This is a genomic window from Arenibacter nanhaiticus, assembly GCF_900141935.1.
Lineage (GTDB): Bacteria > Bacteroidota > Bacteroidia > Flavobacteriales > Flavobacteriaceae > Arenibacter > Arenibacter nanhaiticus.
Genome location: NZ_FQYX01000031.1, coordinates 1 through 17,240 on the forward strand (window position 1 = coordinate 1; position 17,240 = coordinate 17,240).

16 protein-coding genes and 2 pseudogenes are annotated in these 17,240 nt (G+C 39.0%); 3 read left to right on the forward strand and 15 right to left on the reverse strand.

The features are described from left to right. The 3 genes from BUA16_RS15115 to BUA16_RS15130 all read right to left on the reverse strand — a co-directional run. Positions 1 to 256, reverse strand: a 256-nt coding sequence (locus BUA16_RS15115) for a helix-turn-helix domain-containing protein (protein WP_143150532.1), incomplete at its 3' end; no start/stop codon positions are given. Between the two features lie 812 nt (positions 257 to 1,068). After that, positions 1,069 to 1,197, reverse strand: a complete 129-nt coding sequence (locus BUA16_RS19210; RefSeq protein WP_218616768.1) for a VOC family protein — start codon at positions 1,195 to 1,197, stop codon at positions 1,069 to 1,071. 1 nt (position 1,198) lies between these two features. After that, a complete protein-coding gene (locus tag BUA16_RS15130; RefSeq protein WP_072765590.1) occupies positions 1,199 to 1,630 on the reverse strand; it encodes an SRPBCC family protein in 432 nt (143 codons plus the stop codon). Between the two features lie 321 nt (positions 1,631 to 1,951). Between BUA16_RS15130 and BUA16_RS18715 the strand changes: the two genes are divergently transcribed. After that, positions 1,952 to 2,116 carry a hypothetical protein gene (locus BUA16_RS18715; RefSeq protein ID WP_178338896.1) on the forward strand — a complete coding sequence of 55 codons (165 nt, stop codon included), beginning with the start codon at positions 1,952 to 1,954 and terminating at the stop codon, positions 2,114 to 2,116. Between the two features lie 149 nt (positions 2,117 to 2,265). Here the strand turns inward: BUA16_RS18715 and BUA16_RS15135 are convergent, their stop codons facing one another. After that, positions 2,266 to 2,775 (reverse strand): nuclear transport factor 2 family protein, encoded by a 510-nt coding sequence (locus BUA16_RS15135; RefSeq protein WP_072765591.1) that lies wholly within the window; start codon positions 2,773 to 2,775, stop codon positions 2,266 to 2,268. Between the two features lie 607 nt (positions 2,776 to 3,382). On the opposite strand from BUA16_RS15135, the gene BUA16_RS15140 reads away from it, so the two are divergent. Both BUA16_RS15140 and BUA16_RS15145 read left to right on the forward strand, forming a co-directional pair. After that, the gene (locus tag BUA16_RS15140; protein WP_072765592.1) at positions 3,383 to 3,580 is read left to right on the forward strand and encodes a hypothetical protein; all 198 of its coding nucleotides are present in this window, start codon (positions 3,383 to 3,385) and stop codon (positions 3,578 to 3,580) included. A gap of 95 nt (positions 3,581 to 3,675) precedes the next feature. Further along, on the forward strand, positions 3,676 to 4,353 hold the full coding sequence (locus BUA16_RS15145; protein ID WP_072765593.1) for a class I SAM-dependent methyltransferase: 678 nt from the start codon (positions 3,676 to 3,678) through the stop codon (positions 4,351 to 4,353). A gap of 357 nt (positions 4,354 to 4,710) precedes the next feature. Here the strand turns inward: BUA16_RS15145 and BUA16_RS15150 are convergent, their stop codons facing one another. The 11 genes and pseudogenes from BUA16_RS15150 to BUA16_RS15195 form a co-directional block, all read right to left on the reverse strand. Continuing rightward, a complete protein-coding gene (locus tag BUA16_RS15150; RefSeq protein ID WP_084668521.1) occupies positions 4,711 to 5,169 on the reverse strand; it encodes a GNAT family N-acetyltransferase in 459 nt (152 codons plus the stop codon). Between the two features lie 433 nt (positions 5,170 to 5,602). Then, on the reverse strand, positions 5,603 to 6,712 hold the full coding sequence (locus BUA16_RS15155) for an SGNH/GDSL hydrolase family protein (protein WP_072765594.1): 1,110 nt from the start codon (positions 6,710 to 6,712) through the stop codon (positions 5,603 to 5,605). A gap of 107 nt (positions 6,713 to 6,819) precedes the next feature. Beyond that, positions 6,820 to 8,253, reverse strand: a complete 1,434-nt coding sequence (locus BUA16_RS15160) for a sulfatase (protein ID WP_245795577.1) — start codon at positions 8,251 to 8,253, stop codon at positions 6,820 to 6,822. Between the two features lie 194 nt (positions 8,254 to 8,447). Continuing rightward, complete coding sequence (locus BUA16_RS15165) at positions 8,448 to 11,000, reverse strand: phosphocholine-specific phospholipase C (RefSeq protein WP_072765620.1); 2,553 nt, start codon at positions 10,998 to 11,000, stop codon at positions 8,448 to 8,450. 681 nt (positions 11,001 to 11,681) lie between these two features. Next, positions 11,682 to 12,110, reverse strand: a complete 429-nt coding sequence (locus BUA16_RS15170; RefSeq protein ID WP_084668522.1) for a family 20 glycosylhydrolase — start codon at positions 12,108 to 12,110, stop codon at positions 11,682 to 11,684. Positions 12,111 to 12,115: 5 nt separating this feature from the next. After that, positions 12,116 to 12,253: a hypothetical protein gene (locus BUA16_RS18720; RefSeq protein WP_178338897.1), complete on the reverse strand. Its 138-nt coding sequence runs from the start codon at positions 12,251 to 12,253 to the stop codon at positions 12,116 to 12,118. Between the two features lie 2 nt (positions 12,254 to 12,255). Continuing rightward, positions 12,256 to 12,420 (reverse strand): annotated as a pseudogene (locus BUA16_RS19215) (family 20 glycosylhydrolase); the annotation flags it as partial. A gap of 15 nt (positions 12,421 to 12,435) precedes the next feature. After that, positions 12,436 to 12,597: pseudogene (locus tag BUA16_RS19220) on the reverse strand (hypothetical protein); the annotation flags it as partial. A 65-nt stretch (positions 12,598 to 12,662) separates the two neighbouring features. Further along, positions 12,663 to 12,914 carry a beta-N-acetylhexosaminidase family protein gene (locus tag BUA16_RS15185; protein ID WP_143150534.1) on the reverse strand — a complete coding sequence of 84 codons (252 nt, stop codon included), beginning with the start codon at positions 12,912 to 12,914 and terminating at the stop codon, positions 12,663 to 12,665. Between the two features lie 243 nt (positions 12,915 to 13,157). Beyond that, positions 13,158 to 15,305 carry a cation:proton antiporter gene (locus BUA16_RS15190; protein ID WP_072765598.1) on the reverse strand — a complete coding sequence of 716 codons (2,148 nt, stop codon included), beginning with the start codon at positions 15,303 to 15,305 and terminating at the stop codon, positions 13,158 to 13,160. 500 nt (positions 15,306 to 15,805) lie between these two features. Next, a complete protein-coding gene (locus BUA16_RS15195; protein ID WP_072765599.1) occupies positions 15,806 to 17,227 on the reverse strand; it encodes an amidohydrolase family protein in 1,422 nt (473 codons plus the stop codon). Positions 17,228 to 17,240 lie beyond the last annotated feature (13 nt).

Here is a 17,240-nt window from a genome sequence, read left to right on the forward strand (position 1 = left end):
CATAGGCAGGAAATTCAAAAGCGATTTGCACTACGGCTCTTTCCACTTCTTCCTCAATTCGATTCTTGAGGTTTGGCTTCCTTCTATTGAGTTCCCGTAGTGCCAACTCACCTCCTTGGTCGTAGAGCTCTTTGAAACGATAAAAGCTATCTCTGCTATAACCAAAAAGCTTGCAGGCCTGAGATACGTTGCCCAATTGTTCTGCTAACTGTAATAAACCTACCTTAGATTTAATTACCTTTGCTTCTGTATTCATTCTGACAGTTTTAAGGATTAATATTTGTTGTTTTGACTCTTTAAATATAATTCTTAACTGTCAGATTTTATCGTGGTTACTTCAGATAAAATATCCATGGACATTTTCAACGCACTGTTTTTTGCTTCCTCTCTGTAGGAATCTGTCTCTAGAAAATTATCTACTTTTAATGCAGTTTTGATTTTATGGACACTGAGTGCGTTTTAGTGTTCGTGCTAGGCTTATAACAACCGTTTCTTAACATGCAGCTCCTGCATTTTTTGACATAAAAACAGTAGGTGTATACTAGAAACCCTCCAATATTTTTGTTGCCCTAACTTCTCTTCGTATCGTGATACGGTTCACGGGCCATACAAACCCATCAACATCCATATTGTTTTTAGAGGTATCTTCGTTATTTCTATAGCCCTTCGTGATCGAAGGATTTAACTTGGCTGCTATTTTTAGAATTTGTCCAGCGGTCAATAGGAAGTTTTCTTTTCCCGAATAAGCGGCATCACCGATTTTATTTCTAAACTAGCTATTTATGGTGACCTAGCTACCATTAGGTTGCCACCCCCTATATACTTCTTAAGGTCTATTTTTCACTTAATTGAAGCCTGCATTAATTCCTCAACAATCAACTTCTTCATTTGTATAAAGGCATAGATTACTTTTGGTGCCTTTTCCTCTTCGCTTAATAATTCGCTTAAATTTTAGGAACGATTTACCTTCACACTACAAAATTATCCTTTAACCAACCGCCACGAGAGAAATGGCCTCATTGAATATATTTTCAGGACCATCGTTCAGATTCATATACCTGTTTCCATCTAACTCGCAAATTGAAACAAACGGCGTTTATTTAAAATTTTAGAATTGGGCAATATGCTGCAATAATATTCTACGGCAGTATGCGCATTTTTGGCAAACCATAGACAAGGATAAATTTTATTGCTCATTTTATGCTGGGTTTGATTCTACGTACTTCTTAAAATTCTCCAGTATCGCTTGCCATCCCGCTCGTTGTTGTTCATCGGAATTGGTTCCTTCCGCATCAAATGTCTCACGAATAGTCACTTCATTTCCCTTAACAGAAAATTCAATTTTCACCCAGCGTCCATCCTCCATTTTATAAGTAATCAATTCTCTTTCGATTACTTTCTCGTAATTTCCATTGAAATCGAACCCCATACTTCCGTCCTTGGCTTCCATTCGCCACGAAAACGTACCTTTCGGTTTTAAATCATTTTCGGCTTTCGGACAGCACCATTCGTCCGTCGCAAAATTCCAATTAGTGATATGTTCGGACTTTGTCCAATGGTTCCATACTTTATCTATGTTTGACTGGATTGTCGTTTGAACAGTTATTGGTTTAAGATCTTTTGTATCCATTTAGTTCGTTTTTTTATAATACACCCAAAGGCTCTAGCATCTGAGTCGAGTAATTTTCCTCATGGAGATGATACCACTATTAAAGGTAAAAAAACAAGTGGAAAAATCCCACTACCCCAGAAATACACTTGTATGGGTATCAGCATCTGTTTTCTAGTCAAGCATGACTATAATTTAACCCCTCGATTATTATTTGAAACGAATATATTTCCTACATGTAGGATCTAGGATACATAAACCTGATTTCTATTGATATTTAATCTTCTATTTATGGCTATAAAACTTTTCTAAAACCATTATAGTATTTTAATAAATTACATTATGATCGCAATAAGCTTCTTTCCCTACCTGAGTATAATTCTTTATCTTGGACTGATATTTGGATCAATTTATATGGTCTTTAAATGGGTCAATAAATTTATATCCTTGAAGCAAGAGCAAAATGACTTATTAAGAGATATCGTTAAGAAAATGGATGCCAAATAAAATACCGTCCACCTTAATTTGGACTGGCGCCATCATCTTTCGGTAGTATTTAATGGCAAGTTCAACTTGAACTTATCGGTTTTTTATAACTAGAAATAAACTGTGCTTTCTAAGCTATTGGCTATAAATAGTAGTATAGTGCCTTATTTTTATTCCTCTTTCTTCAAAGGGGAATGATGTTCATGGACAATCCTCCAGCCCTTTTTAGTATTTACAAATAACAAAGAGATTTGATCATTGACCACGACGAGATCTTCTCCGAATTTTAAATGGAAATCTGAGTGAAAGGTCATATTGGCCACTTGATCGTATACCGCAATTTTCATATCATTCATATCAAATTTCAATATTTCAGTAACCGAGCTAAATACATTCCTTTCAAATTCTTCATTTTCAGTCCCACCGTTTCGTGCTTCTCCATTTTTAAATTCAGTAAACTTTGGGCCATATGCATGAAACGAGATGAGCCTGTCAAGATCACCATCTTTAAGACTTTGAACAATACTATCCATCGTCCATTCTACCGCTTGTTGTGCATCTAGAAAATCATCGTTTACAAGATCTATTGGTGCTTCTTCTACTTTTTGTTCCTTTTCTTTACAGGAATAGTTTAAAACCCCAAAAAGAATAATCAACGTAAAAATAATTTTTGATTTCATAGGTAGCCATTTATTTTTTTGAGGTCATTCTTCGGCTGGGCTCAGTACAAGCATGTAATTGGCATAGCTAAATTCGTATTTGCTATCAGTTTACGTTCATGCTGATTTCATGATTTTCACTGTACATACATGCTTACTTACAATAAGTTATGTGTTTTATACAACCTATAGACCTCACTTTATACTAACTGCTAAGAATCATGTATAAACTGTCCGAACCGCCCCCTTTGTCATAAAACCAAATCACAAAACCTGCTTTATATCCGGCCGTTACGTCCATTATGGCTAATTAAAAGTTCCAATAACCAAGGCTACCCTATAAAAATATTGAGCTAGGGATGATTGCCAAAAGAGAAAATATTACTGTTGAACCAAAACAGGAACTGAAATCAAATTTAGTTATAACTAGCAGGGAATCTTTAGACAACAAAGAAATATTCTTATCAAAAAGACACACCGTATTGATACGGTACTAAAAGTTAATATGTGATTATTCCTGATCTAATCATTATATAAATCCGATAATGGCTCTTAACTTTGTATTTTAAAAGAATATTCTCTCAAATTAGAGAAATTCAGTCAACTAAACCTTAAAAAAATAATACTTATGAATAAGACCATAAAAATGATTTTGGTTATCGCTGGCACTGTGCTATTAGGATATGGAATATACACCTTTATTGTACCAGAAACCGTAGTGAGCATAGGGTCCTTAGATCTTATTAAAGCCCAAGATAACAACAACGCTTATATTGCCATTGGCCTGGGATTAGTAATACTCTTTTTAGGTTTATATAAAAAGTAAATAAAACGACAGGGATACCTTTGCGTGGTAACTTCAATTACATTGAAATACAAACAGCTATCCTATTACAGTATTTTTAGATTAGTGGTGAGTTTATGAAGAAAACAGAAAAAGGCACCCAAAGAACAAAGAAACCTTGGCCTACAAAAGCTGCCATGGAACAGGTCTATGAAATGAAACTTTGGGGCGACAACAACGCTGATTTTTATTCAGGCGTAGGATCACATGATCCTGAAATAGTACTTCCATATATAGAAGTAGTAACATCATTTTTATCATCCTTTAAAAGCCCTCTTACGGTATGTGATTTAGGGTGTGGCGATTTTAATGTAGGAAAAGAATTGGTACGGCATACGAAGAAATATGTTGCGGTCGATATCGTAAAGCCCCTAATTGCCCATAACCGAAAAAAATTTAAAGAAGAAAATTTAGAATTCCATTGTTTGGATATCGCAGTAGATAATTTGCCTTCCGGGGATTGCGCCATAATAAGACAGGTACTTCAACATCTGTCGAATACTGAGGTTCAAAGTATCGTGAATAAATTAACTGATTTTAAATATGTTATTTTAACAGAACATGTGCCTGTAGGAGATTTTATACCCAATAAAGAGATTATTTCAGGACAAGGAATTAGACTCAAGAAACAAAGTGGTTTAAACCTATTAGCAGCACCCTTTAATTTTAAGATAAAAGACGAAAAACAATTATTGTCTGTTCCTTTAAATGATAATAAAGGAGTAATCATAACCACGCTTTATACAACTTCTTAAGTTCCCATAAATTGTCCCCTAGGGTGTATCCAAATATCTTTGAGTTCTACAACAACTTTTTATAGGTACACACCAAAATATAGTTATGATGCAGATCTGGACAGTACATATAACGATATTGATTTTGAAAGTATTAAAAGCACAAGTAAAACACTCGTGGTATTAATCCAATCTTGATGTAAAAGTAGACACTCTGGATTTTTTTGAAAATCTATAAAATCATGTGGTTAGGCCAGCAAAAATGGCTAAGTTTAAAAAAGACAGAATTGATTTTACAACTATTTTTTTCCTGATTAAGGTCTCTTAAATGAACTTTGGCAAACTTATATTTTTACCCCACACATATAATAATACGAATCACTGTGCTGAAACTTCGGTTTTCTTTTTCATGAGTAGGCGCTCGTCATTATCTAAATAGTAGTTATCGGAGGCTGAAAACACTACAAAACCTAGCTTTTTATAAATATGGAGGGCCGAAGCATTTTTGGGATGCACCGTCAAACAGATTTCTTTACAATGGTTGTTCTCTAAAAGCCCAATCAATTCTTCCGTTAATTTTTTGCCTATTTGCTTTCCTCTAGCTGCCGGACGTACACCAACAGACAATATCCAAGCTTGATTAGTATTCGCTGAAAGATTTCCCAAGACATAGCCTAAAACTTCATCGCCCTCCTTGGCTATTAAAAAATAATCCTCGGAAATATCAAAAAGCTGTCTTAAAACAAATAGTGGATAACTTCCATCCTTAAAACACATTGTTTCAATTTCATGGACTACTTTTAAATCTTGTATTGTTGCTTTTGTTATCGTAATCATGCCTTCTTTTATAGTAGCTCCCAGGGTCCTCTAATTTAAAAATCCATAGGAGTGAGATGTACAAAGGTAAAAAAATGCAAAACCTACATAGGAAATCTCCCTAATTATTCTAGTATCAACATAGTTTATTTACCACGTTACGGAACAATAAATTCTTGCGACCCATTTAATTTAGAATTCAAGAGATAATGACCACTGCCCCATCCTTAACAACTCTTTAAACAATATATGATACTGTATTTCCCTAAATTTCCTTCGCTCTTTCAGAAAGTGTCTTTTGACATGGGCGTCAAGACACCTTTTCCAAGCGTCGTGGACCGCCCCGTGTAAAAGGATTCCTCAAAGCAGAGGTAAATGAACGCTCCCCAGCACTGAATGTGGCTATCTTGAGCAGGACGGTGTTGTAAAAGGGGCTGTGCGAACCGTACTTCCCTTAGAGTTTATTCCATATATCGCGTATTAATTTTTCATACACAGTTGCATACTGCAGCATTCCATGATCGTTCGGATGGATATTATCTACAAACATAGCATCTACAAACCCTAAATCTTCTTTTTGTAAAAGATACACTTTAGTAAAGCCTTCTGCTTTCAGGGCATCAAAAGCCCTGCCCAAATCCTTATTAAGTTTTATGGTTTTACTATTATTATTTTGGTTGGTAAAATCGTCTGAAAATCCGAGATGAGCTGTTAGTATAACCGGAACTTCCGGTCTTTTTCCCTTTAACTTCTTCACGGCTTCTACAGCCAATTTATAGGTGTCATCCCTTTCTGGGGTTAAGTTGGGCAAACAGTCTAGGATATAAACTTTAGCATCAATTTCCGTCATTAAATCAATCAGTGCTGGCTCTAGCCTGCCATTTCCAGAAAACCCAAGATTAATTACCGGCCATTGTAATTTTCGTTCTAAAATATTCGTCCAAGCCATTCCTGGGCGAGAAGCACAGGCACCCTGACAAATAGAAGTGCCATAGGCAACAATGGGTTTCTCTATTCTTAATGGTAAGGCCTCAAAAAAGAATTCTTCTTCAACGCCTATTTCTAAGTGATCTACTTCATTGTACAGGGGTAAGAACAACTGAAATTCTGTTCCATTTTTTATATAGGATGCCACATTTACATCAACCTTAAAGTTATAACTGCTTATGCTATCGATGCGATACGTTCCCCAAGGACGAAACCATTCCCCGTCCTTAGTTTTACCATACAAATCAAGGCCGCTTACCCCTGTTGCGGGCATATGTGGCATGGCAATAGCTCCTTTTAATTTGTATTTTACTCTAATATTATTGGCATTGCTTCGAAACCGTATTGATAATCCTGCAGATTGTTTGGACAATCTCCAAACGGCCTCTCTTAGCTTTTCCTCCGCTCTTTCGGGCAACCGATGGTAAATAGTTTTCTCTTGCTGAGGCCATGCTTGCCCCGCTATAACGGGAAATTCGCTCTTGGCCGGATTCCACCATTTTAATTCCGTTATTTCTTGAGCAAAAGAAATATGGGCCAAAAATAGTATCAGCGATAGTAAGTGTATTTTTTTCATCGTTTTATATTGTTTTTAAAACTCCCATAGGTTTCCTCCTTTGATGTAAGCCTAGCATTCCCCTAGTACTTGCAAGCAACTGCTTCTATATCTATATACTTGTCGTTTTATCGGACTAAGTTCTTTTGTAAGATTTGCTTTAATTCCAGCACCACATCTGGATATTTATCGGCTACATTATTGGTTTCCCCTTCCGTTGTGGTTTGATCGTACAGTTCTACAAAACCATCCTTATGAAGGGTCATCCGGTGTGTTTTGGTTCTTATGGAGCTCGCATCGTTAAAATACGAAAGGGCAAAATGACCCTTGGCCGTCGGTTCTTCCAATATCGTTCTCAAGGATGCACCTTGGGCAAACTCTGGCACCTCAACGCCCGTTAAATCACATAGGGTCGGAAAGATATCGAGTGTCTGTATGATGGCTTCACTATTCGCCCCTGCGTGGGACATGCCAGGGTAGTGAATGATCAAGGGCGAATGCAATGACTCTTCGAACAAGCTGTGTTTTCCCCAAATAGCATGTTCTCCCAAGTGATACCCATGGTCTCCCCAAAGCACCACAATGGTGTTTTTATCGGCTCCGTTTCGTTTTAGTTCGGCCAGAATTTTTCCTACCTGGGCATCGGCATAACTCACCGCTGCCGCATAATGACGCCGTATTTCTTCGGCAAATTCTTTATCCGTATTGGGATCCTTGCCCCATAAATTGTATTGGTTAAATTCTCCGGAGGCATGCCATGTGGTCCTTCCCGTTGGTTTTTGAGGATGTTGTATTTCTGGAAGGACTACCTCCTTGTATTGCTCCAAATACGATTTTGGCGCTCCAAAAGGCAGGTGAGGTTTTATGATACCTACTGCCATGAAAAACGGTTTGTCATTATCCGTGGCAAGCTCTTTCAATTGTGTCAAGGCCTCCTCGGTAATTGCCCCATCTGGATAAATGGCATCATCCCCTTCTTGGGCCTGAAAAACGGCCATATCCTTGGCGTTTTTTCGTATTTCGCCATATGCCAATCCGTGCATTGCCCCTCGTGGATGTTCCCATTGAGCGACAGGCATCAGTTGTTTGTCCCATGCCGCTGGCATTTCAATGATGGTACTGTCGTTCCAATTGGCACCACCCCTGCCGCCTGGGTGATGCGATACCTTGCCTACGGACACCGTGGTATATCCGTTTGTCCTGAACCACTCGGGCATACTAGGTGTCACCTTATCCTTGCCTTTTGCTATTTTATCGGCTCGCTTAAAAAGTGCATTATTACCAGATGGCCCGTACAAACCTGTTAATAAGGTATAGCGAGAGGGACCACAACTAGGAGCATTTACATAGTGGTTCTGAAAAGAGACACCCTTTTTTGCCAAGGCGTCTATATGGGGAGAATGAATATAATGTGCTCCAAAACTTTTAAGCTCAGGACGCAGATCGTCTACACAAATCAACAAAACATTCGGTTTTCGAACGCCTTCTGCTTCCCGGCAAGCGCTCATGAACAAAACACTCAAAAATGCGCCAAGAACGGGTAATAGGACTTCTTTTTTCACAAATTAAAGTTATGTTTCTTATGTTAATACTATGTATGTTTTTAAGGCATAAAGTTCCCCAGCTCTACCCTAGCATAGTTCGGGCTCCATTTTTTTATTTCTTCCTCACGTTGGAGTGGCTCTAATCGCTATCCAAAATAATTCTTATCCGTTATTGGTACATCCCCCCATCATTGATACGAGTATTAAACAGCCTAGACATTTACCTCTCCCATCAATGGATCGCTTTTAGAGGGACGGCCCGTTTCTACCCTTCCGGCATACCGACGCTCAAATTCCTTATCCCCTTCTACTTGCAAGGTAAAATCGTACCAGCCATAACTGTTTTTAGTTTCAACTATAATGCTTTTTGTTTCTCCGGCTACAATGGTGACGTCCTGTCCTGGGGTATTATAGGCATTCCCAATCATTTTTAAACGAAGACTTCTATTGCTTTCCGAGTTTGTAACTTGTATTTCGATATTCCCGTTCGGTTTTTTTATAAAGCCTCTGTTTCTTTGGTACTGTAGTTCTATTGCTATCTCCGGATCTTGTTGATCTCCCTTTAACTCCCTATAAAACCCATTGGGCCCATAAACCCTCAAGTGGTATCGCTTGTCTTCAAAATGTTCCAAAGGCCATTGCGAAGAAATACTATCGCCGGCCCTCACGGCCTGAGACCAGGTTTGAACAGCTTCAAATTGCATTTCCCCTTCCTTATTTTTTTGCAAATAGTTCCCTGGCGCATATACATTAAACGGGGCACCCAAAGCCGCATTTCCAAAAAACTTATCTGCGGCAGTAAAGCTGATTTCGACATATTTTCTATCGCCCGTCAATCGGCCATCCACATATAATTCATAAGACAAGGGAGAAGAATCTCGGATACCAGGTTCTTGCCGGGGCATAAATCTGGTCCTAGGGTTTTGAACGGCTTCCTGAATTTCATCGGCCGTCAAGGCTTTAAAATTAGAAGGTAAATCCTTAAAACTAGCATTGTATACCGTTTTCATAATTTCATTTCGCTCAATAAATTCTGGCAATTTTGTACCTTCCCCATCAAAGGTTCTGAAACTAGAGGTCAGATTTCCGCAAACGGTCCTTCTCCAGTCGCTGATATTAGTTTCCTTAATATGCTTACCCGTCTTTTTGCTTAAGAACTCTTCCATAAACATTAAGGTGGAGGAAATATCACAAACCTCCGAATTTACCCAGCCTCCCTTGCTCCAAGGCGAAGCGATAACCATAGGTACTCGGTACCCAAGACCAACTGGACTTTCGCGGGCATTTTTTGGGGAAAGACCTTTTTTATCTAACTCTTCTTCCAAGGCGACATACTCTTCAGCGGTATCAATTCCTTTAGAAACTGCGGATTTTTGATCTGGCCTTGGTGCTACAAAGGGAGGCACATGGTCAAAATACCCATCGTTTTCATCATAGGTTAATATAAAAATGGTCTTCTTCCAAATTTCCGGATTCTTGGTTAGAATATCCAGCACTTCAGAAACGTACCAAGCCCCGTACCATGGAGCGCTAGGATGATCGGAAAATTTTTGGGGCGCCACCAACCAAGAAACAGTTGGCAATTGGTCCTTGTTGACGTCTTCCCGAAATTGATGTAGAATATCGCCTTTGGGAATTTTCACACTGCGTTCCTCTCCGTTTTCTGTATAGGATATGGTTTCCGTTTGGTGATAATTAGGATCCTTGCTATTGGTAGTAAACGCCCTTTGGTGCAGGTTCTTTTCATAATCGGAAAGTTTATCAAAATTTTCCATACTCCATCTTTGGAGTGTTTCCTTTGTTTTTAATAGTTCCCTTCTTTTCTTAACCAACACCTTTTTGGTTTCGCTATCAGAATCGTTAGGTTCTTGGCTTAATTGCTGCTCCAAGGCAAGGATTTCTTCGGGCAGCACTTTTTTCCGTTGCTCCAAATATTTCCGGTGTCCTTCGCTGTACCGGACATTGAACTGTGAAAACCATTCTAGGTTATTGTCGGTGAAATTAGCGAGCAATGACTCGTCTTCCCCAGATAGTTCCGTTTTTAAACTAATTTCATTTTGATATACTTTCCATGGAATCCCGTGCTCTTCCAAGCGCTCGGGAAAAGTTTTCCAATGTACCTCTTTATTGTAGGATACCTCCGAATTTCGGACTAAAGGAGGCGAGGAAGGAGAGTCCCTTAATTTTCCACTCCAAAAGAAAAGTCTGTTCGAAGTGGTACCCGTTAAGGAGGAACAGAAATGTTGATCGAAAACAGTAAAAGAATCGGCTAAAGAATAGTAAAACGGAATATCTTCCCTTGTATAATACCCCATTGTCAGCGGAATATGGGCATATTCCTTATTCCATGGCCTTTTTGCCTCTAACCACTGATCGTACTTTCCATGGTTTCGAGCATCGACCTGATTCTCCCAAGAATGTGGCAAATCGCCCATCCAGGTAGCCTTGGTATCTTTTATATGAAGCCGAAAAGGCACATAAGTGTCCCCTGTTTTGTTGCTCTGTAACCAAACAGGAATCTTATTGGGCAAAGAAATAGCCCTGGGGTCGTTAAAACCCCTTACTCCTTGCAAACTTCCAAAACAGTGGTCAAAAGAACGATTTTCCTGCATCAAAAAGACTATATGCTCGGCATCGTGAAAGGTACTCCCCTTTGGAGGATCTATACTTAGGGCTCTTTGGATAGATGGCGGCAAGGTCGTCATTAGACCGAACCCCCCACCTAACAATCCCGCTTTTTTTAAAAAATCTCTTCTATTATCCATCTCTTTAGAATGTTTATTCCTTTTATACAATTCCTATAAACAAAAAACTTAGGAAAAAAAGTTTGCCAAAGATCAATTGGACCTATTACAGCATACTATTCTAACCTAAGTTGTTTACTTCTCAAAAGTATTCTTATTTGGCTTTCCTTATCGTAATTAGGGAAAATCCACATTATCTATTTATAAGCTCTTTTTCACTTCGCTCAAAATTAAATTAAACAACTATATTTCCAAGAGTAATATTACATTTATTTACTATTCACAATCCTTCCTATTATCATCTCCATCACAATGTCCGTATTCCGCTTCCTTCAAAATGGTAAACATCTTTAAAATGAAAATTACATATAGCAATGGATTCTCCCTCAACTCCGTTCTAAAAATCTTCCAAAGGCCGCTCTAGCCCAACCACCTTATTCCTATTGGCTTAGGGATGCTCTGAAAGGGTATATTGTTGACATGTCGGAACCTCTTTTTAAACAAAAAGACCGCCCTATTAGAAGGCGGTTTATAGAATGTATTTAATTGCTATAAATCTATGTTTACACTAGTAATAATAGTGAATATGGCAGCACACCGGCAACTATTTATTTCTTTGGCAATGCCTCTTCTAAAGGTGCAAAGTACATCCCTTGGTTTTTCCCATTCTCCATCGTAGTAGGAAGTGTCTTTAAAAAGGCATCAAAACCTTTTTGTACTGGTTGTGTACATCCCACTTCGGCATAGGCGGCAATCCTTGGAAAAGTCATAAAAGTCATGAAAGCCATATACCCACTGGCAGGAATCCATTCGTCCCCACATTTGACAACCTATACCTACAATTCTATTGTGATATTCTGGGCTTAAATCCTTCGGAATAGGATCAAAATCGTAAGATCTTTTCAGGGAAATATTGTCATAGGAATAATCCAAATACGTTTCTGTATGCAGGGAATCTACAATAGTATACCCGTTTTCAGGGGCTTCAGTCATTGGTTTAATATCAGCTTTCCAAAAATGGACCACTGATGATTTAGATAATTCCAATTCTGCAGCGGCACCTTTGTCTGCCTGATATTCGTGAACATTGGTCCCCAAAATCTCGTTCCATCCCATCATTTTTCTACCCATGCTCTCTATATAATTAGAAATTCTATTGGCAAATGCCACCTGAAATCACTACTGACCCCAAAATTAATAGGCACTTCTATTTCATTTCCTGAGGATCCCATCCAAGGGTAGGCCGCGATGGCAGCAGAAGAATGTCCGGCCATTTCTAATTCCTAGGTCCCACTTGGGTACTTGTTCTTTTAGAACCTATTTCGACAGGTAAAGGGTACTTTTTAATTTCTATCCTCCATCCCTGTTTGTCTACCAAATGCCAATGAAAAATGTTCATTTTTAACCTTGCCATTTCATTCAGCAATTTTTTCAATTGCCCTTTGCCCTGAAAATATCATCCTTCATCTAGCATATAGGCTCTCCATCCAAAACGGGGAACATCTTTTATTTCTACATAATTCACCAACTGCTTTCCATCTTCTAATACCACGAGTTGAGGTAACGTTTGAAGGCCAAAGAACAATCCTTGTTCATTAGAGGAGGTAATTTGAATACCATTTTTGTTCGCTACAAAGGTCTAAGCCCCTTCTGACTGCACTTCCTGATTATCTAATATAAGTTTTAAACTTGCCTTGTTTTACCTGTAGCAATCAGATTTCCTTTGACCTTAAATTCGTCTCCTAAAAGAGAGGCCACATCCTTTGTCAATTGCTCAAGGCTCTCAACATTGGCAAAAACCACTAATCCGTCATTTAGAACGTACTCTCCCTTTTTTACGGTTACCTCATTAGGTTGTGGTATAACAGGAATAGAATTCGTTTGTCCAATACCGGAAACAGGTATTAAAAAGACCAAACTGAAAAGAAAAGTCAATAGTGTTTTTCCCTTTTTTGAAACATTAATTGGTGATTGATAGTATATTCTTATTCCTTTCTGTAAAGCTTAGCATATTACCAAATACACGTAATATTTACGCTAATACTTATCAATTAAAAACCCATTCCCTTTAACTCTTCCAAAATTTTTCTTTTTTAAGAATAGTACAAGCTTTCAGCAACTTATATCACCCCTAATGTTCTATTCTTGCACTCCCCGCCTTCCTTCTATGTACTATCCTTACTTTTTTCGGAACCGTCTTGCTATTGTCACCCCTATTTCATCAAGTTTTTCCAGGGGTTCTGTAAGGGCCGGATTCATTAAGTCTATTGGGGCAGTATCGGCAACACCGGCTTGTTTGGGATAGATAAGGATAAAACTATTGTCCCGAAAATATTTATTTAAATACCCAGGTATTTTTTCCATGCTAGCTTGATACGACGGTTTATCCTTTCGGCTCATCACAAATATCAAATTATCATCTTTATGAAAATCCTTTGCTAGGATTAAAAATTCGTCCCAATTGTCAAACTGGTTGAATTCGCATTCCAGGGGATGCTTTAATTGTATTTCCTTTATATATTTTAAGGTTGCCTCTGTGGCGTAAAAGACCAGTTTTGCACCAGAATTGCGCGATATATTCCACACTTTCACCAACCAAAAAGCAAAGCCCATTTCTTTCTCTGCTTTCTCTGGAACCAAAATAATATTTCTTTTTATAGTGCCAAATGGCTGGGTAGGTTTATAGATCAACGTGGTAGTATTGCATTTGGTCAGAATCCCCTCAGTCAAATTTCCCAAGAAAGAATCTGAGATCCCTTTTTTAATATGGAGGCCCAAAATTAAATCGGTGATCTTATGTTCTTTTACAACGCTCGATATTCCGTTCACAATATTCAGGTCGTACCGAAGCAGCTGGTGCAATAAATTATCTGTTGCCGAAGCTGTCACTGCCGCTTTATTCAATATTTTTCTAGCATTTTTTTCTGCCGCCCCATCGGCAGTATTGTTGCTTATTATACTGAGGGCATACAGACCTTCCTTGCTTTTTTTAGACTGTATGGTTACCCCTAAATTGATTAGCTCATCGGTGGTTTCGGTGTTGCTTATTGGGATAAGGATATTTTCATAATCGTCATTATCATCTAAATTGGTGTCCGAAACCTCTAAAAGGGCCATACTCTTGGCCCCTTTTTGTGCCACAAAAGACGCATGTGTACAGGTAAATAAGATCATTAAAATGGTACCGTTTAAAACGCTTTCACTCAGCAATCTAATAGGTTCCCCATCAGGGGTTTCCCCTACAATAATATTATACCCTATTAATACGGCCGCTAAGGTTGCTGCCGCTTGCGCATTGCTCAAACCAAAAATCAACCTTCTTTCGTCATTCGATAATTTATACGTTCTTTGGGTCAACCAAGCGGCTATAAATTTTGCAGAAGTAGCCACTAAAATCATTATACCGGCTACTTGAAGAGTTTCCCAATCTTTAAAAAACACCCGGTAATCTATGAGCATTCCTACTCCTATTAGAAAGAAGGGAATAAAAATAGCATTTCCAACAAAGTCTATCCTATTCATCAAGGGAGAGGTATGGGGAATAAGCCTATTAAGGGCCAAACCTGTTAAAAAAGCCCCTATGATAGCTTCTATTCCGGCTAATTGCGCCAATACAGCTCCTAGAAACACCATCACCAGCACAAATATATATTGTGCCACATTATCATCGAACCGCTTAAAAAACCAACTCCCTATAATTGGAAAAAGAAACACCACGATAAGACCAAAAATGAGAACAGAAACAGATAATCGAAGCCAAAAGGCCGTATTTACCTCTCCGACAGACATGCCTACAATTACGGCCAGCACCAATAAAGCCAAGGTATCGGTTATCATAGTCCCGCCTACCGTAAGATTTACAGCCCTATTTTTAGCGACCCCCAATTTACTGATCAGGGGGTAAGCTATTAAGGTATGTGATGCAAACATACTCGCCAATAAAATGGCACTGGGAATAGAAAAATTTAAAATATAAATACCCGTTAGGGTTCCTAAAACCATCGGAATCAAAAAAGTATACGCCCCAAACACCAGGCTTTTTTTACTGTTTTTTTTAAAATCGCCCAGATCTATTTCCAATCCGGCAAGGAACATAATATATAAAAGTCCCGCCGTCCCCGAAAGAATAATACTGCTATCGCGTTCCATTAAAAAAAAGCCATTGGGCCCAATAACCGCACCGGCAATAATAAGTCCCAAAAGTGGGGGGATTTTTAATTTGTTCAGTAGGATGGGGGCAAATAATATAATGACCAGAATAAGAAGAAATTTCAATACCGGATCTGTTAGCGGCAAGCTGGGATCAAAGCTGTTTAAAAATAACATATAAGGTGATTTAGTAATTAATATAGCGCAATTCTTTGCCCTTTAGGGAACAAGTTGCTGTCTTACATTTCTTTTCAATCGCTCTTTGATTCCTATGTAAGAACATCCTAATTGCCGGGCAATATACGTGAATTATGGACTCGTTTATTTTTTTTAAGAAAACATAAACGACCCCCTATACACTCTTATTATCAGCACCTTAAAACTGTTTAAAAGTGGTTTCAATACGACTTAAACGCAAATCATCTCCATGTCCCTATTAGCTTTATTAGTTTGGGCGTTCCCTCCTTCGTCGGGCGGGCCCTTGGCTATATCCCTTGCGCCGCTGCGGGGATGCCGCCGCGCTCCCTAACGCGGAACTTCTTTCCATTGAGACCGTCGTATCTGTTCCCTATTCCTTTTTCTTCTATCAACTTTTAATATTGCACCCAAAGGGAAAGCCCAATACAAAGAGGTGTTCCTTTGCATTGGGCTTATAAGTAAGATTAGGACCAGACGACTTATTTTGTCTCCGCCGCCTTTAGTTTTACTGCTTCCAACATTTGGTCTAGAGCTGTTCTATCATAGTGAATCCCCTTGGCAATAACGGCATGTATTCGCTGAGTATTCTGGATATCCTTCAGCGGATTGGCATTTAACAGCACAATATCTGCTTTTTTTCCTGAGGCTATTTTTCCATAATTATTTTTATGCAGGAAGTCGGGTGAATTTATGACCGATGCTTGTAGCGCCTCTAGAGGTGTTAGGCCATAGTGCACCAACAAGGCCAATTCCTGATGGATTCCTATTCCGGGGAAATTAAAAGAATTTAGGTATCCGGCATCGGTACCGGCCATAATCTTGACCCCGGCCTTTTGTAAAAGGGGTAAAATAGAGGCCGATTTCTCAAACACCTCGTGTCTTTTTGCGATAGCAGCTGCATCGTCCTGTGCCGCCCTATTTACACGCCATTCGTACGTACGTTGCAATCCCTTGCCTATATATTGCAGGTAAGGATCGTTTTTATGATCGTTTTGATCTAGAAATACTACGGTATGACTACTGTTTAGGGTTGGGGTAACGGCAACACCTTTCCTGGCCATTTCTCTATAGGTACGCATTGCTGCGGCGGTATCAAAATTTTCCAGTATATATTCATTCACGGCACGACCTCTAATTTCGCCTTTTTCAATACTTTTTGCCAGACTTTCTTCATCTTTTACACCGGCTCTCCATGCGTAATAAATGTGCTCAACACCACTCAACCCGGCATCCATAACCTCCTGCAAGGTCAGTGCCCCAGGAGAATGACCTGTAATTTCCCAACCTCTTTTACGCACCTCTTTTAGGGCTTCCAAATAAAGTTGTGGCCTAAGGGTATTATCAGTGATTTTTACAAAATCGACTTTCAATGTTTCTAAAGAATCCAAGGCTTGAAACAATTCTGAACTCGATCCAATTTCCAAATCGCCAGGCCAAATAGAATTGATGCCTTCCAATTTGGGTCCTGAGGTAAATATGGTAGGCCCGTTTAGACTGCCCTCGTTAATGGCATCACGCCATTCAATAACCTTGTCACTGATATCTCCGGCACAATCCCTTACGGTAGTAACCCCATGCGCCAAATACAAGGGCAATAGGTTTTTGTTTTCTTCTACAATGTTATCGCCTCCAAAATGCACGTGCATATCCCATAGTCCGGGCATGGCAAAACGATTTCCCCCATCGATGAGCCCGCTGGTTGTATAGTCCTTAACTTTCTTATTGGGAATCACAGCGAGGATCTTTTCGTCTTGAATTACAATGGCTCGGTCCTTCCGTATTTTTCCGGTTTGGATATCCATCACCTTAACGGAATGAATAATAAGGTCTGCGGTTTTATCTTGCGCCCTTGCGAAAGCAGCTGCAATAAGAAGTAATAAAGTACTTAAAATAGTTTTCATATATAATGTTTAG

What these genes read in the sequence shown, in the direction of transcription:
- BUA16_RS18715 (WP_178338896.1), top strand. Translation starts at nt 1,952, where the DNA reads ATGATCGCAATAAGCTTCTTTCCCTACCTGAGTATAATTCTTTATCTT.
- BUA16_RS15130 (WP_072765590.1), bottom strand. Translation starts at nt 1,630, where the DNA reads ATGGATACAAAAGATCTTAAACCAATAACTGTTCAAACGACAATCCAG.
- BUA16_RS15140 (WP_072765592.1), top strand. Translation starts at nt 3,383, where the DNA reads ATGAATAAGACCATAAAAATGATTTTGGTTATCGCTGGCACTGTGCTA.
- BUA16_RS15165 (WP_072765620.1), bottom strand. Translation starts at nt 11,000, where the DNA reads ATGGATAATAGAAGAGATTTTTTAAAAAAAGCGGGATTGTTAGGTGGG.
- BUA16_RS15145 (WP_072765593.1), top strand. Translation starts at nt 3,676, where the DNA reads ATGAAGAAAACAGAAAAAGGCACCCAAAGAACAAAGAAACCTTGGCCT.
- BUA16_RS15155 (WP_072765594.1), bottom strand. Translation starts at nt 6,712, where the DNA reads ATGAAAAAAATACACTTACTATCGCTGATACTATTTTTGGCCCATATT.
- BUA16_RS19210 (WP_218616768.1), bottom strand. Translation starts at nt 1,197, where the DNA reads ATGAGCAATAAAATTTATCCTTGTCTATGGTTTGCCAAAAATGCGCAT.
- BUA16_RS18720 (WP_178338897.1), bottom strand. Translation starts at nt 12,253, where the DNA reads ATGGCCGGACATTCTTCTGCTGCCATCGCGGCCTACCCTTGGATGGGA.
- BUA16_RS15150 (WP_084668521.1), bottom strand. Translation starts at nt 5,169, where the DNA reads ATGATTACGATAACAAAAGCAACAATACAAGATTTAAAAGTAGTCCAT.
- BUA16_RS15190 (WP_072765598.1), bottom strand. Translation starts at nt 15,305, where the DNA reads ATGTTATTTTTAAACAGCTTTGATCCCAGCTTGCCGCTAACAGATCCG.
- BUA16_RS15195 (WP_072765599.1), bottom strand. Translation starts at nt 17,227, where the DNA reads ATGAAAACTATTTTAAGTACTTTATTACTTCTTATTGCAGCTGCTTTC.
- BUA16_RS15135 (WP_072765591.1), bottom strand. Translation starts at nt 2,775, where the DNA reads ATGAAATCAAAAATTATTTTTACGTTGATTATTCTTTTTGGGGTTTTA.
- BUA16_RS15170 (WP_084668522.1), bottom strand. Translation starts at nt 12,110, where the DNA reads ATGGGTAGAAAAATGATGGGATGGAACGAGATTTTGGGGACCAATGTT.